Source organism: Stenotrophomonas maltophilia (genome assembly GCF_002799245.1).
GTDB lineage: Bacteria > Pseudomonadota > Gammaproteobacteria > Xanthomonadales > Xanthomonadaceae > Stenotrophomonas > Stenotrophomonas maltophilia_S.
The window spans coordinates 219,902-242,173 of record NZ_NEQV01000001.1; the positions used below are offsets into that span (position 1 = coordinate 219,902).

A 22,272-nucleotide genomic window follows, 5' to 3' on the forward strand; every position below is an offset into this window, starting at 1 on the left:
GAGCCTGCATGACTGACTTCATCGGATCGGTCTGGTGGATGATTGTCAGCCTCGGGCTGCTGGTCACGTTCCACGAGTTCGGGCATTACTGGGTCGGGCGCCTGTGCGGGGTCAAGATCCTGCGCTTCTCGGTGGGCTTCGGCCGGCCGCTGTGGTCGCGCCGCGACAGGCATGGCACCGAGTTCGCCATCGCCGCCATCCCGCTGGGTGGCTATGTGAAGTTCCTCGACGAGCGCGAGGTCGAAGTCCACCCGCACGAGCGCGGCCAGGCCTTCAACCACAAGACCGTCTGGCAGCGCATCGCCATCGTTGCCGCCGGCCCGATCGCCAACCTGCTGCTGTGCATCCTGCTGCTGTGGGCGATGTTCGTGATCGGCAAGCAGGACTACTCGCCCACGATCGGCCGTGTCAGCGGCATCGCCGCCAGCGCCGGCCTGGCCAGCGGCGACCGCGTGCTGCGCGTGGACGACCGCCAGGTGGTCACCCTCGGCGAGGCCAGCATGGCGCTGACCGCTGCCGCGATGGACCGCCGCGACGTGAAGCTGGAAGTACTGGATACAGCCGACCAGGTGCGCATGCGTACCCTGCCGCTGTCGCAGCTGCCGGCGGGCTTCGATGAACGGCGGGTACCGATCCTGGCCGGCCTGTACTGGCAGTCGTGGCTGCAGCCGGCACTGGTCGATTCGCTCACTGCGGACTCCGTGGTGGCCGGGCAGCTGCAGCCGGGCGACCTCATCGTGGCCATCGATGGCCAGCGCATCGACAGCGTCGACCAGGTGATCGGCGAGATCCAGGCCCTGGGCCGCGCCGGCGGGCCGGGCATGATCGAGGTCCTGCGCGGCGGCGAGCGGCTGGCGCTGGAAGTCACCCCGCGCCAGGGCAAGGACGGCAAGGGCAACCCGGTCTGGCAGATCGGCGTCGGCTTCCCGACCAGCTACAGCCCCGCCTATGACACCCTGCTGCGCTATGGCCCGCTGGATGCGGTGACCGTGGCGGTGCGCGAGACCGGCCGCCTGGCGGCCGACTCGCTGGGCATGATGGGCCGCATCGTGACCGGCAAAGCCTCGCTGCAGAACGTTTCCGGGCCGGTCACCATCGCCCGCGTGGCCAATGTCTCGGCCAAGCGCGGCCTCGACTGGTTCCTGCAGTTCCTTGCCCTGCTGTCCCTCAGCCTGTGCATCATCAACCTGCTGCCGATCCCGATCTTGGACGGCGGCCACCTGCTGTATTACCTTATCGAGTTGGTCAAGGGCAGCCCGCTGAGCGAGCGTGCCATCGCCGCCGGCCAATACATCGGCCTGGCGTTGCTGGCCGGGCTGATGGGGTTGGCGTTCTACAACGACATCCTCGGCCTGGTCCCGCGATGAACTTTTCCACGTTGTTGCCGTCTACAGCGTCGGCATCCCGTACCAATGAAATCGACCTTCCTACCGGACGTGACATGACGCGACTCCCCAATCGCCGCCTGCTGGCCCTCGCCCTCGCCGCCGTCACCGGCGCCCCCGCCCTGGCCCAGGCAGCCGAGCCCTTCACTGTCAGCGACATCCGCGTCGATGGCCTGCAGCGCATCAGCTCGGGCACGGTGTTCACCTACCTGCCGGTGGAACGTGGCGAGACGGTCACCGACAACAAGGTCGGCGAGACGATCCGCGCCCTGTACAAGACCGGCTTCTTCGAAGACGTCCAGTTGGACCGCCAGGGCACGATCCTGGTGGTGACCGTCAAGGAACGCCCGGCGATCAACAAGCTGACCGTGACCGGCAACAAGGACATCAAGTCCGACCAGCTGCTCAAGGGCCTGTCCGACATCGGCCTGACCGAGGGCGGCACCTTCGATCGCCTGAGCCTGGACCGCGTGACCCAGGAACTGCGCCGCCAGTACAACGACCGCGGCAAGTACAACGTCGACATCACCCCGACGGTGAGCCCGCTGGACCGCAACCGCGTGGACATCGCCATCGCCATCAAGGAAGGCAAGGCGGCCAAGATCCGTCACGTCAACCTGGTCGGCACCGAGAAGTACGAGAGCAAGGACATCCTGGAGACCTGGGAGTCCAAGGAGCACAACTGGGCCTCGTGGTACCGCCGTGACGACCAGTACTCCAAGGAAAAGCTGTCCGGCGACCTGGAAAAGCTCAACTCCTGGTACCTGGACCGCGGCTACGTCGATTTCAGCATCGATTCCACCCAGGTCTCGATCAGCCCCGACAAGCGCGACATGTTCCTGACCGCGGGCGTGACCGAGGGTGCGCAGTACAAGATCTCCGAGATCAAGGTCAGCGGCGACACCATCCTCCCGCAGGAGGACGTCGAGCGCATGGTGATCCAGAAGGCCGGCGACACGTTCTCGCGTGCCCTGCTGGAATTCAGCTCGGACAGCATCACCAATTCGCTGTCCAACATCGGCTACGCGTTCGCCAAGGTGAACCCGATCCCGACCACCAACCGCGCCGAGCAGACCGTCGCCATCAACATGCAGGTCGTGCCCGGCCCGCGCGTGTCGGTGCGCCGCATCCTGTTCCGCGGCAATACCCGTACCTCCGACGAAGTGATGCGTCGCGAGCTGCGCCAGTTCGAGAACAGCTGGTACTCGCAGGCCGCGATCGACCGCTCCAAGATCCGCCTGCAGCGCCTGGGCTACTTCGAATCGGTGGAAGTGGAGACCCCGGCCGTCAGCGGCAGCAACGACCAGGTCGACGTCGTCTACAACGTCAAGGAAACCACCTCGGGCAGCTTCGTGTTCGGCCTGGGCTACTCGCAGTCCTACGGCATGACCACGTCGGTGCAGCTGTCGCAGAACAACTTCCTCGGCGGCGGCAACCGCGTGTCGGTCGAAGCCTCGCGCAGCAGCTACCTGCAGCGCTACGGCTTCAGCTACACCAACCCGTACTTCACCGACGACGGCGTGTCGCTGGGCTACAACCTGTCCTGGCGCGAACTGGACTACTCCGACTTCAACACCGCGCAGTACAACAGCACCAACGGTTCGGCGCAGGTGGTGTTCGGCGTGCCGCTGACCGAGACCGATACCGTCTCGCTGATGTTCGGCATCGACAGCAACCAGATCACCACCTACCAGGGCTCGACCCCGCAGTCGATCATCGACTACATCAATGCGGTCGGTAAGCGCACCTTCCATGCCTGGCGCACCGAGCTGGGCTGGGCACGCGACTCGCGCAACGATTACTTCATGCCGACCCGCGGCACCTACCAGCGCGTGGGCCTGGAAACCACGCTGCCGGGCTCGACCATCGAGTACTACAAGCTGAACTACCAGATCAGCAAGTACTGGCCGATCATGCCGTCGCTGGTGATCAACACCCGCGCGGAAATCGGCTACGGCGATGCCTACGGCAAGGACTACACCCGCGTCATCGACAACGGCGACGGCACCACCCGCACGGTCACCGCTTCGGGCCTGCCGTTCTTCGAGAACTTCTACGCCGGTGGTACCAACTCGGTGCGCGGCTTCGAGGACAACACCCTCGGCCCGCGCGAAGTCACCACCGGTTATCCGGAAGGCCAGCCGCTGGGTGGTTCGCTGAAGACGGTCGGTTCGGTCGAAGCCTACTTCCCGCGCCTGTTCGACAGCCCGTCGGCACGCGTGTCGGCCTTCGTCGACTTCGGCAACGTCTACAACGGCACCAAGAACTTCAAGGCCAACGAGCTGCGCGTGTCCACCGGTGTGGCCCTGCTGTGGCGCGCCCCGGTCGGCCCGATCTCGATCAGCTACGCCTTCCCGCTGAAGAAGGAAGACGATGACAAGATCGAACGCCTGCAATTCACCTTCGGTGGCCAGTTCTGAGGAACGTCGTTCCTCAGGACTGATCCACCTCCGGTGAATTGCCCCCGCATTTCACCTATCCCCCGCGCCGTTGGCGCGCCCCCCTTAACAGAAGGGGGGCTCTCCACCAGACGGGTCTCGAATCGCCGGGCTTTGCCCGGCGTTTTCGTTTTGCAGATGACACTGCACGGCACGGGTTTTTGGCCGCGCTCGCGGGAAATTGTCCAGAGACGGCGGGTGGCCCTGGACAGGACCGTTGGCGCCATGGGCCCGAGGCATGCCTCGGGCGGGTTGGGCAGGACGCCCTACCCCGGTCTTGCCGTTTGCGCAGGACTGCGCACAAGAGCAAGGCGCCATCGAGCACCCTGGAGGGGCTTTTGCGTGTCCTGGCCAGGGCCATCCGCCGCCTCCCGCCCGTACCAGGCAGGCGCCAAGCCCTGCCCCCGCATGACCGAAATGGCGCCACACGTTAAACTCCCGCCGTGAATACTCCCACCTACACCGCCCAGCAACTTGCCGAGCAGTTCGGCCTGCAGGTCCATGGCGACCCGGCGACCGCCATCCATGGCGTGGCCACCCTCGCCCATGCCGGTCCTGGCCAGCTGACCTTCCTTGCCAACCCGCGCTACCGCGCCCAGCTGGCCGACAGCCACGCCTCGCTGGTGGTCCTGCGCGCCGACGACGTCGAGGCCGCCCCCGGCGCCGCGCTCGTGGCCAAGGACCCGTACACTGCATTCGCCAAGATCGCCGCCCTGTTCGACATCGCGCCGACCCGCCCGCCGGGCATCCACCCCAGCGCCGTGATCGATCCCGACGCCCAGGTGGCCGCCAGCGCCCACATCGGCCCGTTCGTCACCATCGGTGCACGCAGTGTCATCGGCGAGAACTGCATCGTCGGTGCCGGCAGCGTGATCGGCGAGGACTGCAGCCTGGATACCGGCTGTGAACTGATTGCCCGGGTCACTCTGGTCACCCGGGTCAAGCTGGGCAAGCGCGTGCGCATCCACCCCGGTGCAGTGCTCGGCGCCGATGGCTTCGGCCTGGCGATGGATGCCGGCAAGTGGATCAAGGTGCCCCAGCTGGGCGGCGTCCGCGTCGGCGACGATTGCGAGATCGGTGCCAACACCTGCGTTGATCGTGGCGCGCTGGAAGACACCGTCCTGGCCGAGGACGTGCGCCTGGACAACCTGGTGCAGATCGCCCACAACGTGCAGATCGGTGCCCACTCGGCCATCGCCGGCTGCACCGGCATCGCCGGCAGTGCCAAGATCGGCCGTTACTGCCTGCTGGGCGGCGCCGTGGGCGTGGTCGGCCACCTCGAGATCTGCGACAAGGTCGTGATCACCGGCAAGTCGGTGGTCCGCAATTCCATTACCGAGCCGGGCGAGTACTCCTCCGGCACCCCATTGACCGACAACCGCACGTGGCGCAAGAACGCCGCGCGCTTCAAGCAGCTGGACGCATTGGCTCGCCGCGTCCTGGCTGCTGGCAAGGAGAAAGAATGAACGATTCGCTGCAGCTTCCGATCGACGTCTGCCAGATCCAGGAACTGCTTCCGCACCGCTACCCGTTCCTGCTGGTGGACCGGGTGCTTGAACTCGACGTCGAGGCCAAGCGCATCCTGGCGCAGAAGAACGTCAGCATCAACGAGCCGTTCTTCCAGGGCCATTTCCCGGGCCGCCCGATCATGCCCGGCGTGCTGATCATCGAAGCGCTGGCGCAGGCCGGCGGTGTCATGACCCAGCTCACGCTTGGCCGCGATGCGCAGTCCAAGCTGTTCTACATGGTCAAGGTGGAAAACGCCCGCTTCAACAAGCAGGTCGTGCCCGGCGACGTGCTGATGCTGGATGTGCAGATGAAGCGCCTGATCCGCAACATGGGCTGGTACTACGGCGAAGCCAAGGTCAACGGCGAAGTCGTTGCGTCGGCCGAGGTCATGTGCGCCGGCGCCAAGGGCTGATCCACTGGAGGCAGCAATGACTGACAACGCACCGCGGATCCACCCCACCGCCGTCATCGATCCGGCCGCGCGCCTGGCCGACGATGTCCAGGTGGGCGCCTTCACCCTGATCGGCCCCGACGTTGAAATCGGCGCCGGCACGGTGGTGGGCCCCCATTGCAGCATCCACGGCCCGACGCGGATCGGCCGCGACAACCGCTTCGTCGGCCATGCCGCGATCGGTGGCGAGCCGCAGGACAAGAAGTTCGCCGGCGAGCGCACCGAACTGGTGATCGGCGACCGCAACGTGTTCCGCGAGTTCGTCACGCTGAACCGTGGCACCGGCGGCGGCGGCGGTATCACCACCATCGGCAACGACAACTGGATGCTGGCCTACACGCACGTGGCACACGACTGCCATGTCGGCAACTTCTGCGTGTTCTCCAACAACACCACCCTGGCCGGCCACGTCACCGTGGGCGACTACGTGATCATCAGCGGCTTCGCCGGTGCCCACCAGTTCTGCCGCATCGGTGCGCATGCCTTCCTCGGCATGGGCGCGCTGACCAATGGCGATGTACCGCCGTTCACCATGGTCGGTACCGATTCACTGGGACGTCCGCGCGGCATCAACAGCGAAGGCCTGAAGCGACGCGGCTTCGACGCCGATCGCATTTCGGCCATCAAGCGCGCCTACCGCACGCTGTACGTCGCGGGCCTGCCGCTGGCCGAGGCCAAACAGCAGCTGACCGAACAGGCGCGTGACAGCGATGATGTGAAGGCCATGCTGGACTTCATCGAGCACGCTGAGAGGCCGTTGCTGCGATGAGCAGCACCACCGGCCAGGCGCCGGCCGGCGCCGCGGTGATCCCGCTGGCCTCGATGGCCGGCAGCGTTCCCGCGCAGCGGGTGCTCAGCGAGCGCCCGTTGCGGATCGCGCTGGTCGCCGGCGAAGCGTCCGGCGACCTGCTCGGTGCGGGCCTGGTGCGTGAACTGAAAGCGCGCTTCCCGAATGCCGAGTTCGCCGGCATCGGCGGCGATGCCATGCGCAGCGCCGGCTGCCAGACCTGGCACGATGCCAGCGAGCTGGCGGTGATGGGCCTGACCGAAGTACTGCGCCACCTGCCACGCCTGCTCAAGCTGCGCTCGGCGTTCCGCCAGCGCGCCCTGGAATGGCAGCCGGACGTGTTCATCGGCATCGACGCGCCCGACTTCAATCTGGGCATCGAGCGCTGGCTGAAGCAGCGCGGCGTGCGCACCGTGCATTACGTCAGCCCCTCGGTCTGGGCCTGGCGCGAAAAGCGCGCCGAGAAGATCGGCAGCAGCGCCGACCTGGTGCTGTGCCTGTTCCCGATGGAGCCGCCGATCTATGCCAGGCATGGCATCGATGCGCGCTTCGTCGGCCACCCGATGGCCGATGACATTCCCTTGCAGGGCAGCCGCGAGGAAGCACGCGCCGCACTCGGACTGCCGACCTCGGCCAAGGTGCTGGCGGTGTTGCCGGGCAGCCGCCTGGGCGAGATTTCGCGCCTGGGGGAACCGTTCTTCGAAGCCGCCTGGCAGGTCTCCGAACGGATTCCGGGCCTGCATGTGGTGGTGCCTGCCGCCAACCCGGCATGCAGGCAGCTGATCGAAGAACAACTGTCACGCTCGGCGTTGCCGGTGGCCTACTCGCACGTGCTTGATGGCCAGGCGCGCAACGCGATGATCGCAGCCGACGTGGTGGTGCTGGCCTCCGGCACCGCGACCCTGGAAGCGATGCTGGTGAAGCGGCCGATGGTGGTCGGTTACCGCGTCAACGAGCTGACCTATCGCCTGGTCAAGGCGCTTGGCCTGATCAAGGTCGACCGCTTCGCCCTGCCCAACATCCTGGCCGGCCAGGACCTGGCGCCGGAGCTGATGCAGCACGACTGCACGCCGGACAAGCTGGCCGCCGCCATCCAGCAGTGGTTCGACCATCCCCAACGGGTGACCGACCTGCAGGGCACCTACGCACGCCTGCACGAGCGCCTGCGTCGCAATGCCTCGGCACGCGCCGCCGACGCCGTTGGCGAGCTGCTGATGCGCAACCAGGCAGCGGCATGAGCCGTCGCCATGCCGCTGCGGCCAGCCTGGCCCTGTTCGACGGCGCCGCAGTGGTCGAGCCGGAGCGCCTGGTCGCGGGGGTCGACGAGGCCGGCCGTGGCCCTCTGGCCGGGCCGGTGGCGGTGGCGGCGGTGGTGTTCGACCCGTCCCGGCCACGGATCAATGGCCTGGATGACTCCAAGCAGCTGACCGCGGCGCGCCGCGAGCAGCTGCATGACCGCATCATCGAGCGTGCCCTGGCCTGGCACGTGGTGCTGGTGGACGTGGACACCATCGACCGCCTGAACATCTACCAGGCCACCCTGCAGGGCATGCGTGAGGTCGTTGCGGCGGTCGCCCATGTGGCCGGCTTCGCCCGCATCGATGGCAACGTGGTGCCCAAGGGCCTGGTGCTGCCGGCGCAGGCGCTGGTCGGCGGCGACGGCATCGATCGCGCGATCATGGCCGCATCGATCCTGGCCAAGGTCTCGCGCGACCGTTACATGCTGGACGTGCACAGCCGCCACCCGCAGTACGGCTTCGAGCAGCACAAGGGCTATGGCACCCCGGCCCACCTGGCCGCCCTGCGCGCGCACGGCCCGTGCGCGGAGCACCGGCGCAGCTTCGCCCCGGTGCGTGAATGCCTGCAGGTCGCACAGGGCGCCACGATCGCCTGAACCTCAGGCAGTTGTAGAGCCGAGCCCACGCTCGGCTGCCCGCAGCAGCCGAGCGTGGGCTCGGCCCTACAGGAAACGGTCTCCCGCACGCCTGAACCCGGTCGTCTTCCGGGGCATGTCAAGAGCTTGTCGCCTCTCCCTGCCCTCGCTACCCTGACCGGGCACTCCAGCGCTTCCCGACCCCGGCGACGAACCTCCGTCAGCACCCGGGGCCCGCGCGCTCCAACCTGGTCCGGCATGTCCAACTCCCGCTTCGTACATCTCCACGTCCACACCGAGTTCTCGCTGGCGGACTCGACCATCCGCGTGCCGGCCAAGCCGGACCAGGCGGACCCGAAGAAGGCCAAGCAGGCCAACCTGCTGTCGCGCTCCGTCGAGCTCGGCCTGCCCGCGCTGGCGGTGACCGACCTCAACAACCTGTTCGCCCTGGTCAAGTTCTACAAGGCCGCCGAAGGCGTGGGCATCAAGCCGATCGCCGGTGCCGACGTGCTGATCGCCGAGGAAGGCCAGGATCCGTGGCGGATGACCCTGCTGTGCCGTGATCGCGAGGGCTACCTGAGCCTGTCGCGGCTGCTGACCCGCGCCTGGATGGAAGGCCATCGCCCGGAAGGCGGCGTAGCCGTGCATCCGGACTGGCTGAAGGCCGGCAACGCCAACCTGTTCGCGCTGGCCGGCCGGCAGAGCCTGGCCGGGCGCCTGGCGCTGGACGGCAAGCATGAGCTGGCCGAGCAGCAGCTGGCCGACTGGCAACGCGTGTTCGGCGATGGCCTGCACCTGGAGCTGACCCGTACCGGCCGCGAGGGCGAGGAAACCTTCAACCAGTTCGCGCTGATGGCCGCCGGCCAGCGTGGCCTGCCGGTGGTGGCCAGCAACGACGTGCGCTTCCTGTCGCCGTCGGACTTCAGCGCGCACGAAGCGCGCGTGTGCATTTCCACCGGCCGCGTGCTGGACGACCCCAAGCGCCCACGCGAGTACAGCGACCAGCAGTACCTGAAGTCGGCCGAGGAGATGTGCGCGCTGTTCGCCGACATCCCCGATGCGATCGACAACACGCTGGCGCTGGCCGAGCGCTGCAACATCGAGATGCGGCTGGGTACCTACTTCCTGCCCAACTACCCGGTACCCGACGACGAGACCCTGGACACCTGGATCCAGAAGATGTCGCGCGACGGCCTGGAAGAGCGCCTGGAGAAGAATCCGCTGGCGCCGGGCAAGACCCGCGAAGAGTACTTCGAGCGGCTGGAGTTCGAGCTCAACACCATCATCAAGATGGGCTTCCCGGGCTACTTCCTGATCGTGGCCGACTTCATCCAGTGGGGCAAGAACCAGGGCATCCCGATCGGCCCCGGCCGTGGTTCGGGTGCCGGCTCGCTGGTGGCGTGGGCGCTGAAGATCACCGATCTGGACCCGCTGCCGTACAACCTGCTGTTCGAGCGATTCCTCAATCCGGAACGCGTGTCGATGCCCGACTTCGACATCGACTTCTGCATGGATCGCCGCGACGAGGTGATCGACTACGTTGCGCGCAAGTACGGGCGCGAGCGCGTCAGCCAGATCATCACCTACGGCACCATGGCCGCCAAGGCGGTGGTGCGCGACTCCGGCCGCGTGCTCGGTTTCCCGTACGGCCTGGTCGACGGTGTATCCAAGCTGATCCCGAACATCCTGGGCATCCACCTGAAGGATGCGCTGGGCAAGGGCAAGGAAGGCCCCAGCTCGGAAATGGCCTCGGCCGAACTGATCCAGCGTTACGAGACCGAGGACGATGTCCGCGACCTGATCGACCTGGCGCTGCAGCTGGAAGACCTGACCCGCAACGCCGGCAAGCATGCCGGTGGCGTGGTGATCGGGCCCGAGCCGCTGAGCGAGTTCTGCCCGCTGTACGCCGAACATGACGAGAACGGCCTCGGCAAGAATCCCGTCACCCAGTTCGACAAGAACGACGTGGAAGAAGTCGGCCTGGTGAAGTTCGACTTCCTCGGCCTGCGCACGCTGACCATCATCGACTGGGCGGTGAAGGCGATCAACAAGCGCCACGCGCGCGCCGGCATCCCGCCGGTGGACATCGCCGCGATCCCGCTCGACGACACGCCCACCTACAAGGACATCTTCGCCAACGGCAACACCGGCGCGGTATTCCAGTTCGAATCCTCGGGCATGCGCCGCCTGCTGAAGGACGCCCGCCCCGACCGGTTCGAAGACCTGATCGCGCTGGTGTCGCTGTACCGCCCCGGCCCGATGGACCTGATTCCCTCCTTCAACGCGCGCAAGCACGGCCAGGAAGAGATCATCTATCCCGATCCGCGCACCGAAGCCATCCTGAAGGACACCTACGGCATCATGGTGTACCAGGAGCAGGTGATGCAGATGGCGCAGATCGTCGGCGGCTACTCGCTGGGCGGCGCCGACCTGCTGCGCCGTGCGATGGGCAAGAAGGTCCCGGCCGAAATGGCCAAGCACCGCGAGATCTTCCGCGAAGGCGCGGCCAAGGACGGCGTGGACGAGGCCAAGGCCGATGCGATCTTCGACCTGATGGAGAAGTTCGCCGGCTACGGCTTCAACAAGTCGCATGCCGCGGCCTACGCGCTGGTCAGTTACCAGACCGCGTGGCTGAAGCGCCATTACCCGGCCGAATTCATGGCGGCCACCCTGTCCTCGGACCTGGACAATACCGAGAAGGTGGTCGGCTTCCTGGACGAGGTGCGCAACCTCGGCCTGACCGTGCTGCCGCCGAAGGTGAACCACTCTGCCTTCATGTTCGAAGCGGTCACGCCGGACACCATCCAGTACGGCCTGGGCGCGATCAAGGGCGTCGGCCAGGGTGCCTGCGAGGCGGTGGTGGACGAGCGCCTGAAGGGCGGCGACTACAAGGACCTGCTGGACTTCTGCACCCGCGTCGGTTCGGCCAAGCTCAACCGGCGCACGCTGGAAGCGATGATCAACTGCGGCGCACTGGACGAGCTGGGCCACAACCGGGCGTCGCTGATGCTGCAGCTGCCGGAAGTGATCAAGGCCACCGACCAGATGGCACGCGAACGCGCGTCGGGCCAGAACTCGCTGTTTGGCGGCCCCGACCCGAGCGCAACCACGATCCAGCTGGACCTGCCCGAAGCCGATGAATGGCCGCTGCTGCAGCGCCTGAACGGCGAGCGCGACACGCTGGGCTTCTATCTCAGCGGCCACCCGTTCGATCCCTGGCGCGACGATGTGCGCGACCTGGTCGGCAACGACCTGGGTTCGGTGGAGAAGATCTGGAGCGCCAACAGTGGTGGCGGTGGCGGCGGCGAAAAGCGCTGGCGCCCGGAAGTGCAGACCGTGCTGGCCGGCCAGGTGGTCGGTGTGCGCCGCAAGGGCGAGAGCCAGATCTTCATCCAGCTGGAGGATGGCCGCGGCCGCGTCGAGTGCAGCGCGTTCTCCGACGCGATGGCCGAGTTCGGTCACCTGATGACCAAGGACCGCATCCTGGTGGTCAAGGGCGGCCTGCGCGAGGATGAATTCAACGGCGGTTTCGCGCTGCGCATCCGCCAGTGCTGGGACTTCGACGAAGTCTGCGCCAACTACGCCACGCGGCTGTCGCTGCGCCTGGACCTGCGCCAGCAGCGCCCGGTCTGGGAGCGCATCGACGCCCTGCTCGACCGCCATCGCCCGGGCCGGACGCCGCTGCGCCTGGACCTGCTGCTGAAGGGCCCGCAGGGCGGCGTCGCCGGCATGCTCGATGTTTCCGGGCAGAGCGCGGTACGCATCGATTCCAAGCTGATGGAGGCGCTGCGCGCCGACCCGGCCGTGCGCACGCTGAAGGTGCGCTACAGCCCGCCATGGGCCAGCTGAGGCTGGCTCCCTGGTTTTCCTGTCTCCCCCGTTTCCCCGTTCCAAGTATCAAGGACGATTGCCGATGAAGACCCTGCTGTTCCCGTTCGCTGCCGCACTGGCCCTGGCCGCCTGCTCCCCGTCGAAGATCGAGTTCCAGATCGACAACCCGACCGACACGCCGCTGGCCCTGAGCATCGACGGCCAGGACCTGCCGGTGGCCGCACAGGGCTCGCGCCCGGTCTCGCTGGCCATCGGCGAGCATCGCCTGCACACCGAAAAGCTGGGTGATGTGCGCTTCATCGTCTACGTCGACGGCCGTGGCGGCCTGATCAACCCGACCCTGAGCGAGTACGTGATCGCCCGCGAGATCTACGTCACCGACGAGAGCAAGGCGAAGAACTTCGGTGTCGGCAACAGCGGTATCCAGCTGGGTGGCGTCGACTTCGAAGGCCCGTTCGAGAAGAGCCACGCGCTGTTCATCGACAAGACGTGGACCTACGGCGTACGCGAACCCTTCCCGAAGGAAAAGGTGGTGGCCCACGTCGACGCCAGCGGCGGCCAGATCGTGGCCAAGGTGTTCACCGCCCCCGACTTCATCAGTTACGTGGAAGAAGGCATGGGCGAGCCCGGCGCGTTCAAGCGCGAGCAGCCGGCCGGCTACGTGGCCCCGGTGTTCAGCCTGGAACCGGCCCCGGCCAGCCTGCCGGCGCTGGTGCCGGCCTTCGAGGCGCATGCCGCGCCGCTGCGCGAGGTCTATGCGCGCTGGCTGAAGGCCACCACCGCCGATGAACAGAAGGCCCTGCGCAAGCAGGACTTCGCCGCGCAGATGGCGTTCACCTCGGCCACCGCCACCCTGGGCAGCACGCTGGGCCGGGACGCCAACGAGGCCTACAACGACTTCGTCTCCCAGCGCAGCCAGCTGATGGGCCGCAGCGCCCTGGTGGTGCCCTGAGCTGACTGGCGCGCCCTGCCCGGCTGCGCTACCGTCGCCTTCCAGACGAAGGCGTACGGGTGGTTTGCACGCATTCGGCTAGAATTCCCCCCTTCTTTACACGACGGCTTCCGATGAATCCGAACTACCTCGACTTCGAGCAACCCATCGCCGACCTGGAAGCCAAGATCCAGGAACTGCGCAACGCCAGTGCCGGGCCGGCGGTCAATGTCGAGGCGGAAGTGCATGCGCTGCAGGACAAGCTGCGCGTGCGCACCGCGCAGATCTTCCGCAACCTGACCTCGTGGCAGGTGCTGCAGCTGGCCCGCCATCCGTCGCGTCCGTACACCGCCGACTACATCCGCATCATCTGCGATGAGTTCCAGGAGCTGGCCGGTGACCGTGCCTTCGCCGACGACAAGGCCATCATGGGCGGCCTGGCCCGCATCAATGGCCGCGCGGTGATGGTGATCGGCCACCAGAAGGGCCGTGACACCAAGGAAAAGATCAAGCGCAACTTCGGCATGCCCAAGCCGGAGGGCTACCGCAAGGCGCTGCGCCTGATGAAGATGGCCGAACGCTTCGGCCTGCCGGTACTGACCCTGATCGACACCGCTGGCGCCTGGCCGGGCATCGACGCCGAATCGCGCGGCCAGTCCGAAGCGATCGCGCGCAACCTGATCGAGATGGCCGAGCTGAAGGTGCCGATCATCTGCACCGTGATCGGTGAAGGCGGCTCCGGCGGCGCGCTGGCACTGGGCGTGGGCGACCGTACCGTGATGCTGGAATACTCGGTGTACTCGACCATCACGCCGGAAGGCTGCGCCTCGATCCTGTGGAAGGATGCCGGCAAGGCCAAGGATGCCGCCGAACAGCTGGGCCTGACCGCGCCGCGCCTGAAGAGCCTGGGCCTGGTCGACAAGGTCGTGCGCGAGCCGACCGGTGGCGCCCACCGCAACCCGACGCAGATGGCCAAGCGCCTGAAGGCAGTGCTGCTGAACGAACTGGACGCGCTGGACAAGCTGTCCACCGAACAGCTGCTGGAGCAGCGCTACACGCGCCTGCGCAGCTACGGCACCTACGAAGCGGCCTGATTCGGCCACGATACCTGTAGAGCCGAGCCATGCTCGGCTGCTTTTGATTGAAGCAGTCGAGCATGGCTCGACGCTACAAGGGCGTTCGGCGCACCGCATCCACGCATGGCGTGGATCTACTGGAACGCCACACACAGCACGCGTAAGCCGAGCATGGCTCGGCTCTACGGGGAACGGCGCTTCAGAACGGCTTGGCCAGCACCAGCCACACGATCGGGATGAAGGCCAGCAGCGGGATCTCGTTGATCCAGCGCAGCGCGCGCGACGACGGCAGCGCCCTGCCCTTGGCCACGCCTTTGAGCAGGCGCCCGATCCAGATGAAATACACCAGCAGCAGTACGACCAGGCCAAGCTTGGCGTGCAGCCAGCCGGCGCCGCTCGGGGCGACCATGGTCGGGAAGTCCGGAATGACCTTGTAGCCCAGCCACAGCACCAGGCCGAGCAGAAACGCCAGGCCGAACATCGAATGGCCGAAGCGGTACAGGCGCAGGCCCATCAGCTGCAGGCGCTCGCTCACCGCCGGCTGGCCTGCGGTCTCGGCCAGGTTGACCAGGATGCGCGGCAGGTAGAACACGGTGGCCATCCACGCCACCACGAACACGATGTGGAAGGTCTTCACCCAGTAGTAGCTCTGCATGCGCTCGCTCCGGCGGCTGGCGTAGATTGGCGGCCATTCTCGCATGCCGTGGCGAAGCCGCCGCAGGCACGCATGCCGCGACACATCGACGCATGGCGCGCCGCAACACCGTACGATAGGCGCCGTTTTCCCCGACCGCGCACCGCCCCATGGACAAGACCTACGACGCCGCCTACTTCCAACGCTGGTACCGCGCTGCCGACATCGGTGGCAGCGCCCGCCTGGCGCGCAAGGTCGCGTTGGCCGTGTCCAGTGCCGAGTACTACCTCGAGCGCCCGATCCGCAGCGTGCTGGACATCGGCTGCGGTGAAGGCGCCTGGCGTGCGCCGCTGCTGAAGCTGCGTCCAAAGGTCGAATACCTCGGCTTCGACAGCAGCGAGTACGCTGTGCGCCGCTACGGCAGGACCCGCAACCTGCACCTGGCCCGCTTCGGCGATTTCGCCTGGCTGCGGCCCTGTGCTCCGGTCGACCTGCTGGTCTGCTCGGACGTGATGCACTACGTGCCCAACCGCGAGCTGAGCGCTGGCCTGGCCGGCGTGGCCGAGCTGACCGGCGGCGTGGCCTTCCTGGAGACCTTCGCCGCCGAGGACGCGTTCGAGGGCGACCACGACGGTTTCCAGGCCCGCCCGGCGCGCTGGTATCGCCGCACGCTGGCCCGGCACGGGCTGCAGCCGGTCGGGTCGCACTGCTGGCTCGGCCCCGCCCTGGCAGGCGATGCGACCGCGCTGGAACGGATGTGAATCCGGATTCATTATTTTCAGCCAACTTAACCTGCGGGACACCTGGATGGGATATGCTGCGCGGCAACATATGACCATACATATTCGGTCGTCATGCTCTATCAACTGCACGAACTGACCCGCAACCTGCTCGCCCCCTGGGTGCATCAGGCCCAGGCCAACGCCAAGTTCTTCGCCAACCCGGGCCACTGGTGGTCGCAGATGCCGGGTGCCGATCGCCTGGCCGCGGTCAATGAGCTCTTCCACCGCATCGGCAAGGATTACGAGAAGCCCGAGTGGGGCATCAACGAAATCGAGGTCGATGGCGAGCGCGTGCCGATCGTCGTGCACGAGGAAGTGAGCAAGCCGTTCTGCAAGTTGCTGCGCTTCAAGCGCCACAGCAATGAAGCCGACCAGCTGCACACCATGCTCAACCAGCCGTTCGTGCTGGTGGTGGCGCCGCTGTCCGGCCACCACGCCACCCTGCTGCGCGATACCGTGCGCACGCTGCTGCGCGACCACCGCGTGTACGTGACCGACTGGGTCGACGCGCGCATGGTGCCGTCCAGCGAAGGCGAATTCGGCCTGGACGATTACATCGCCTACATCCAGGAGTTCATCCGCCACCTCGGCGTGGAGCGCCTGCACGTGGTGAGCGTGTGCCAGCCGACCGTACCGGTGCTGGCTGCGGTTTCGCTGATGGCCAGCCGTGGCGAGCCGACGCCGCGCACGCTGGTGATGATGGGTGGCCCGATCGATGCGCGCTGCAGCCCGACCGCAGTGAACAACCTGGCCACGCAGAACCCGCTGTCGTGGTTCGAGAACAACGTCATCCACACCGTACCGGCCAGCTATCCCGGCGCCGGCCGTCGGGTGTACCCGGGCTTCCTGCAGCACGCCGGCTTCCTGTCGATGAACCCGAGCCGCCACTTCAGCTCGCACTGGGATTTCTACACCGACCTGGTCAAGGGCGATCTGGAAGACGCCGACGCGCACCGTCGCTTCTACGACGAGTACAACGCGGTGCTGGACATGCCGGCCAAGTACTACCTGGATACCATCCGCGTAGTGTTCCAGGACTTCCTGCTGCCGCGCGGCGAGTGGGTGGTCAACGGCGAGAAGGTCGATCCGTCGGCGATCCGTGACACCGCGCTGCTGAGCATCGAAGGCGAGCTGGACGACATTGCCGGCCTCGGCCAGACCGAAGCCGCGCAGGCGCTGTGCACCGGCATTGCGGCTGAGCGCCGCGAGCATTTCATCGTCGAAGGTGCCGGCCACTACGGCATCTTCAGCGGCCGTCGCTGGCGCGAGGTGGTGTACCCGAAGGTGCGCGACTTCTTCGCCGCGCATGCCGAGGCGCCGGCAGCCAAGGCCACCAGGAAGAAGAGCAACGTCACCCCGTTGCGGCGCAAGGCAGGGTAATGCCGGCCACTGGCCGGCGGTGCTTCTTCGGCCCTACGGGGTCGGATCCCTTTCCAACGGAAAGGGCTCTGACCCCAGCCTGATGGGATCCGGGATCAGAGCCCTGTTCTGCGAACAGGGATCCGACCCCAGCCCGGGCCAGCACCACCGGCCCTGCACTCCATTGAAGTCCCCAGTCGTGTGAAGTCCGGTACAGCGGATGTGTCGTCAACCCTCGTGCCGGTTGGCGAGAACGGGCCGCTCGCGCAGAATCGAAGCCTCGTTCATGTTCCGGGGTTCCCATGCCGCACCGTCGTCGCCTTGCCCTGACCGCCCTCGCTCTCGCCTGCCTGCTGCCCGCCCTGGCCAACGCAGCCTCGCCCTACCGCAGCCCGCAGCAGATCCTTGATGCCTCGGCGGCCAGCGACTGGCGCACGCCGGACCCGGCCAACCTGCTGTACATGGACCTGCCGGGCGGGCGGGTAATCATCGAGCTGGCGCCGCAGTTCGCCCCGCGCCATGTGGCCAACATCCAGACCTTCGCCCACGAACATTTCTGGGATGGCACCAGCATTTACCGTTCGCAGGACAACTTCGTGGTGCAGTTCGGCGATGCCGACGCCGATGATGCGGCCAAGGCCAAGCCGTTCGGCAGTGCCGCACGCAAGCTGCCGGCCGAGTTCGAACGCGCCAGCGCCGGCCTGAAGGTGAGCGTGCTGCCGGACCGCGATGGCTGGGCCGCGCAGACCGGTTTCGTCGATGGCTTCCCGGTCGGCCAGGATCCGCAGGCCGGCAAGGCCTGGCTGGCGCACTGCTACGGCATGCTGGGCGCGGGCCGCAGCAACGAGGAAGACAGCAGCATCGGTGCTGAACTGTACGTGGTGACCGGCCAATCGCCGCGCCAGCTGGACCGCAACATCACCCTGGTCGGCCGCGTGCTGAAGGGCATGGAGCTGCTCAGTGCAACCCCGCGCGGACCGGCGTCGATGGGCTTCTATGCCGACCCGAAGCTGCGCACGCCGATCGTGTCGATCCGCCGGGCCAGCGACGTGCCGGCGGCCGAGCGCACACCGCTCCAGGTCCTGCGAACCGACTCGAAGACCTTCGCCGATACGGTCGAGGCACGCCGCAATCGCGTGGATGATTTCTACAAGCGCCCGGCGGGGCATATCGATCTTTGCAATATTCCGGTGCCGGTGCGGTAGGAGCGGGGTTTCCTGCGCGTGGCGCGTGCTGAAGGGGCTTCACCTTTCATGGGCGTCACTTTTCTTTTCGCGCGAAAAGAAAAGTAACCAAAAGAAGCGCGCCGCCGAGTCGCGAGCCGCCGTGCTTCGCACGTCGGTGCCCTGCGCTTCTCGGTGAATCAGGGGACGGTGCCGAACTCGCTTCGCTCAGACATCGGCACCTCTTCGCCCCTGATACCCCTGCGATGCTCGGCGCGCTCAAGGCGGACCCAAGATCAAAGGCCGCAGCTGCACGTAGTAGATCCACGCCATGCGTGGATGCCTTTGCCGTTGATCTTGATCTTCCAGTCCGCCTTGAGCGCGCCGAGGAGCACAGGGTACCGGTGCGCAGCACCGGCTCGCGGCTGGCGGAACGTTTCTTTTGGTTACTTTTCTTTGCGTACAAAGAAAAGTAACGCCCATGAACAATGAAGCCCCTTCAGCACGTGCCACGTGCCACGTGCAAAGCGCCTCAGCCCTTCTGACTCACCGCCACGCTACCCAGAATCAACGCACCCGCCACCAGCATCTGCAGCGTCACCGGCTCCCCCAGGAACAACCACGCAAACGCCGCGCCGAACAGCGGAATCAGGTAGGTCACCGTCGATGCGCGTGACGGGCCGATACGACCGATCAGGCGGTAGAACATCAGGAACGCCAATCCGGTACAGGCCACGCCCAATGCGATCGCCGCGCCCCACGCCTTCAGCGGAATTGCCGCCTGCGGCCAGTGGGTCACCGCCATCGGCAGCATCCACAGCGAGGCGCACGACAGCGTCGCCGCTGCCGCCGCTGCCGATGGCAGGCCGGTCATGTGCCGCTTCACCAGGTTCACGCCCAGTCCGTACAGCAGCGAGGCCGCCGCACCGGCCAGCACTGCGGTGCCGATGCTCAGCCCCGAGACCTTGGCCGTGGCTAGTACCACCACGCCGGCGAAGCCGACCAGCAACGCGCCAGCGCGGCGCATGCCGATCTTTTCACCGAAGAACAGGAAGGCGATCAGCGCGGCGAACAGCACGGTCATCGCATTGCAGATCGCACCGATCGCGGCCGGTGCCTGTTCGGCGGCATAGGCGAACAGCACGAACGGCAGCGCCGAGTTGATCAGGCCGATCGGTGCCAGCCACAGCCAGCGCCGCGGCGGAAACTGTGCGCGGGCGCGCCACAGGAACGGCAGCAGCACCAGCGCACCCAGCACCAGCCGCACCTCGACCAGCGCGAACGGGCCGAACGACGGCACCGCCACCCGCATGAACAGGAACGAGCAGCCCCAGATGGCGCCCAGCAGGGTCAATTCCAGCGGCGTGCGCCAATCGCGCTCAGCCACCTGTGGGACCGCGTTCATACCCTGCCTCCGTCCATCGTCCATTCCTCGCCAAGGCAGACAGGATCGGGCGCAGACGCCCGCCGCACAAGCGCGTAGTATCGCTGCCAGCCACAAAAATGGTTTGAGGCTCGTCATGCAGCTGCGCCCTTCCCTGCTCCCCGCCCTGGCCGTGTTCGCGGTCGCGGCGCGCCACCAGAACTTCGCCCAGGCTGCGCAGGAGCTGCACCTGACCGCCAGCGCGGTCAGCCACCATGTGCGCCGTCTGGAAGAAGTGCTGGAAGTACGCCTGTTCCTGCGCCACGCCCGCGGCGTGCGCCTGACTGCCGAGGGCCGGCAGCTGGCCGACGCCGCCAGCGCCGCCTTCACCGATGTCGCGGCGGTCGCCCATCACCTGCAGCCGGATGCCGACAGCGTGCCGCTGCGGATCACCACGCTGCGCTCGCTGTCCTACTGCTGGCTGTTGCCGCGACTGCCACGCTTCACCCAGGCCTATCCGCACATCCGCATCGAACTGCATACCGGCAGCGGCCTGGACCGCTACGACGACAACGGGCCGGAAGTGGGCATCCGCTATGGCCTGGGCCAATGGCCGGGCCTGCGTGCGCAGCACCTGATGGATGACTACCTGTTCCCGGTGGCCTCACCGGCACTGGCCGGGGTCGAAACACTGGCCGATCCGGCGCGCATCGCCGACCTGCCGCTGCTGACCGATCTGTCGCCGCAGGGCTGGCGTGACTGGTTCCGCCACGCCGGTGTGCGCCCACCGTCGCCCCTGCCGCCGATGCATACCTTCGCCGACAGCACCGATGCGATGCGTGCGGCGGTGTATGGCATGGGCGCGGTGCTGGCGCGCACCCACATCGCCCAGCCCTACCTGCAGCGCTACGAGGTGGTGCGCCTGCCCGGCCCGGCGCTGAAGGCGCGCTACGCCTATCACGTGGTGCATGCCGAAGGACAACCGCCCAGCCCGGCCGCACGCCTGTTCATCGACTGGTTGCTGGAGCAGGCGCAGGACGAACGCACGCCGATCCCGGCCTTGCCGGACAGCCTGCTCGGGCGCCCGGCCACGCATGCCTGACTACGCCCTCACCCGTTCTTTGCTTCCCCCTGGCTAGGCTGCTGGCGAACCCACAACGTATCTACGCCATGGCCATGCTGCGACTGCGCATCACCGGAACCGAAGACGACGCCCGCGCCATCAGCGACCTGCTGCTCGGCCTGGACGGCATTGAACATGTCGAGGAAACCGACGACCTGATGCCGCACATGGACGACGACGATTCCAGTTCGGCGGGGCTGTCCGATGACATCGGCCCGGGCATCCATGAGCTGGAAGTGGAAGTCGGCAATGAAAGCACCGCGCAGAAGGTGCGCGATGCGGTGCAGGAACTGGCGCTGGAGCTGGATGTGTTCGTCGAGTACGAGACCGACGAGGGCTGAGATTCCGCCGGGCATGGCCCGGCGGATACACGGGATTACGGCATGCGGCGGCGGCGACGCCACCAGGCCCGGACGCCCCAGGCCACGACCAGGGCCAGCACCGCCACCGGCAGCAGGGCCGCCATGGCGCGGATCAGGAACGCAATGCTGCTGCTGAGGATGCTGCCCGACTCGCTCAGCGCCTCGCCGATCTCGCTGCGGCTGCGCTGGCCCGAGGTGGTGTCGAAGTGGATCGTCACCAGCTGGGTATCGATGCGCCGGCGCTGCTGCGCGGCGTCCTTGTTGGCCTGCTCGACTCCCGCCTCGATCTCCGACAGGCGCGTGGTGATCGCCATCAGGTCTTCAATCTTCAGGTCCTTGCGGTCCTGGTAGGACAGCAGCCGCGCGTGCTCCTTCTCCAATCGCGCCTTGGTCAGTGCCGTGTCGGCCACGGCCTGTGCGAGATCCTCGGCGCGCGTATTGCGCGACTGCAGCTTACCGCCCTCACCGGCCATCGCGATCAACGGCTCGGCGCCCTTCGGTGCAATCCGCACCTTGACCTCGCCGCTGGGCTGCTCGCCACTGCGCTGATCGACCTGCAGCACCGCGCAGTCGCCGAACTTCGCACTCTGGCAGGCCTGGGCGATCTGCTGGATGCGCGGCGCGATCTGCGCCGCCTCCAGCTGCACCTGCACGTCATGCTCGTAGGCGAGGAATGCGCCTTCCGGCGAAGCGACAGCGGCATCGGCTGCGCTGGCGCCCGCTTCTGCCGCGTGCTCACCGTTCCTGGCGCAGGCTGCCAGTGCCAGCAGCAGCACCGGCACTGCCACCATGCGCGTCCACGCGCGCAGCGGCCTCACAGTGCGGCTCCGTTGTAGGAGGTCACCGAAAGACCGGCCAGATCCACCTGCGGCACGCAGCGCACGTTCACCGCCACCATCGGCGTGCCGGTGCGCGGGTCGAGCGCTTCGCTATAGGGAGCGACGCCACACTCGCGGCAATGGTGATGGTCGATATGCGCCTTGTTGAAGTGGTAGGTGGCTACGTCCGCCGGATCGGTGGCCAGCTGGAACGCCGCGCGCGGGGCGAACCACAGCAGGCTGCCGCGGCGGCGGCACATCGAGCAGTTGCAGTCGATGACGTCGCTGATCGGCGCCTCGGCCTGTACGGTGAATGCGATCCTGCCGCAATGGCAGCTTCCCTGGTATTCCATGTCCTGCGCTCCGCTGGAGGGTCCTTGTCTGCGC

Annotated in this window: 19 protein-coding genes; 15 read left to right on the top strand and 4 right to left on the bottom strand. The window is 67.0% G+C overall.

The features are described 5' to 3' along the window. Nucleotides 1–8: 8 nt before the first annotated feature. The 10 genes from rseP (at nt 9) to B9Y64_RS01165 (ending at nt 14,299) form a co-directional block, all read left to right on the top strand. A complete protein-coding gene (rseP, locus tag B9Y64_RS01120) occupies nt 9–1,367 on the top strand; it encodes an RIP metalloprotease RseP (protein ID WP_100439151.1) in 1,359 nt (452 codons plus the stop codon). Between the two features lie 74 nt (nt 1,368–1,441). Next, complete coding sequence (gene bamA, locus B9Y64_RS01125) at nt 1,442–3,805, top strand: outer membrane protein assembly factor BamA (RefSeq protein ID WP_100439152.1); 2,364 nt, start codon at nt 1,442–1,444, stop codon at nt 3,803–3,805. A 461-nt stretch (nt 3,806–4,266) separates the two neighbouring features. Beyond that, nucleotides 4,267–5,289 (top strand): UDP-3-O-(3-hydroxymyristoyl)glucosamine N-acyltransferase, encoded by a 1,023-nt coding sequence (gene lpxD / locus B9Y64_RS01130; RefSeq protein ID WP_100439153.1) that lies wholly within the window; start codon nt 4,267–4,269, stop codon nt 5,287–5,289. Next, on the top strand, nt 5,286–5,744 hold the full coding sequence (gene fabZ, locus B9Y64_RS01135) for a 3-hydroxyacyl-ACP dehydratase FabZ (protein WP_005415845.1): 459 nt from the start codon (nt 5,286–5,288) through the stop codon (nt 5,742–5,744). The genes lpxD and fabZ overlap by 4 nt, the downstream gene beginning before the upstream one ends. A gap of 16 nt (nt 5,745–5,760) precedes the next feature. Continuing rightward, nucleotides 5,761–6,552, top strand: coding sequence for an acyl-ACP--UDP-N-acetylglucosamine O-acyltransferase (gene lpxA / locus B9Y64_RS01140; protein WP_100439154.1), 792 nt, complete (start codon nt 5,761–5,763; stop codon nt 6,550–6,552). Continuing rightward, nucleotides 6,549–7,808 carry a lipid-A-disaccharide synthase gene (lpxB, locus tag B9Y64_RS01145; protein WP_100439155.1) on the top strand — a complete coding sequence of 420 codons (1,260 nt, stop codon included), beginning with the start codon at nt 6,549–6,551 and terminating at the stop codon, nt 7,806–7,808. The genes lpxA and lpxB overlap by 4 nt, the downstream gene beginning before the upstream one ends. After that, nucleotides 7,805–8,464: a ribonuclease HII gene (locus tag B9Y64_RS01150; RefSeq protein WP_100439156.1), complete on the top strand. Its 660-nt coding sequence runs from the start codon at nt 7,805–7,807 to the stop codon at nt 8,462–8,464. Before lpxB ends, B9Y64_RS01150 begins: the two co-directional genes overlap by 4 nt. A 237-nt stretch (nt 8,465–8,701) precedes the next feature. Beyond that, the gene (gene dnaE / locus B9Y64_RS01155) at nt 8,702–12,292 is read left to right on the top strand and encodes a DNA polymerase III subunit alpha (protein ID WP_100439157.1); all 3,591 of its coding nucleotides are present in this window, start codon (nt 8,702–8,704) and stop codon (nt 12,290–12,292) included. 64 nt (nt 12,293–12,356) lie between these two features. Continuing rightward, nucleotides 12,357–13,226: a hypothetical protein gene (locus B9Y64_RS01160; protein ID WP_100439158.1), complete on the top strand. Its 870-nt coding sequence runs from the start codon at nt 12,357–12,359 to the stop codon at nt 13,224–13,226. Between the two features lie 113 nt (nt 13,227–13,339). Beyond that, complete coding sequence (locus tag B9Y64_RS01165; protein ID WP_100439159.1) at nt 13,340–14,299, top strand: acetyl-CoA carboxylase carboxyltransferase subunit alpha; 960 nt, start codon at nt 13,340–13,342, stop codon at nt 14,297–14,299. 181 nt (nt 14,300–14,480) lie between these two features. Here B9Y64_RS01165 and B9Y64_RS01170 read toward each other — a convergent pair whose 3' ends face one another. Next, nucleotides 14,481–14,936, bottom strand: coding sequence for a CopD family protein (locus tag B9Y64_RS01170; protein ID WP_100439160.1), 456 nt, complete (start codon nt 14,934–14,936; stop codon nt 14,481–14,483). A gap of 149 nt (nt 14,937–15,085) precedes the next feature. Between B9Y64_RS01170 and B9Y64_RS01175 the strand changes: the two genes are divergently transcribed. The 3 genes from B9Y64_RS01175 to B9Y64_RS01185 all read left to right on the top strand — a co-directional run bounded on the left by B9Y64_RS01175 (nt 15,086) and on the right by B9Y64_RS01185 (nt 18,261). Next, entirely contained in the window at nt 15,086–15,676 is a 591-nt protein-coding gene (locus B9Y64_RS01175) for a class I SAM-dependent DNA methyltransferase (RefSeq protein ID WP_100439161.1), read from the top strand. A gap of 93 nt (nt 15,677–15,769) precedes the next feature. Further along, nucleotides 15,770–17,077: a polyhydroxyalkanoate depolymerase gene (locus B9Y64_RS01180; RefSeq protein ID WP_100439162.1), complete on the top strand. Its 1,308-nt coding sequence runs from the start codon at nt 15,770–15,772 to the stop codon at nt 17,075–17,077. A gap of 281 nt (nt 17,078–17,358) precedes the next feature. Beyond that, entirely contained in the window at nt 17,359–18,261 is a 903-nt protein-coding gene (locus tag B9Y64_RS01185; protein ID WP_100439163.1) for a peptidylprolyl isomerase, read from the top strand. Nucleotides 18,262–18,751: 490 nt separating this feature from the next. Here B9Y64_RS01185 and B9Y64_RS01190 read toward each other — a convergent pair whose 3' ends face one another. Continuing rightward, nucleotides 18,752–19,624, bottom strand: a complete 873-nt coding sequence (locus B9Y64_RS01190; RefSeq protein WP_100439164.1) for a DMT family transporter — start codon at nt 19,622–19,624, stop codon at nt 18,752–18,754. Nucleotides 19,625–19,739: 115 nt separating this feature from the next. On the opposite strand from B9Y64_RS01190, the gene B9Y64_RS01195 reads away from it, so the two are divergent. Both B9Y64_RS01195 and B9Y64_RS01200 read left to right on the top strand, forming a co-directional pair. Next, entirely contained in the window at nt 19,740–20,684 is a 945-nt protein-coding gene (locus tag B9Y64_RS01195) for a LysR substrate-binding domain-containing protein (protein WP_100439165.1), read from the top strand. Between the two features lie 68 nt (nt 20,685–20,752). Next, on the top strand, nt 20,753–21,046 hold the full coding sequence (locus B9Y64_RS01200) for a hypothetical protein (RefSeq protein WP_005415831.1): 294 nt from the start codon (nt 20,753–20,755) through the stop codon (nt 21,044–21,046). A gap of 35 nt (nt 21,047–21,081) precedes the next feature. Here B9Y64_RS01200 and B9Y64_RS01205 read toward each other — a convergent pair whose 3' ends face one another. Next, nucleotides 21,082–21,858 carry a DUF4349 domain-containing protein gene (locus B9Y64_RS01205; protein WP_100439166.1) on the bottom strand — a complete coding sequence of 259 codons (777 nt, stop codon included), beginning with the start codon at nt 21,856–21,858 and terminating at the stop codon, nt 21,082–21,084. Between the two features lie 23 nt (nt 21,859–21,881). Then, a complete protein-coding gene (locus tag B9Y64_RS01210) occupies nt 21,882–22,238 on the bottom strand; it encodes a GFA family protein (protein WP_100439167.1) in 357 nt (118 codons plus the stop codon). Between the last annotated feature and the right edge of the window lie 34 nt (nt 22,239–22,272).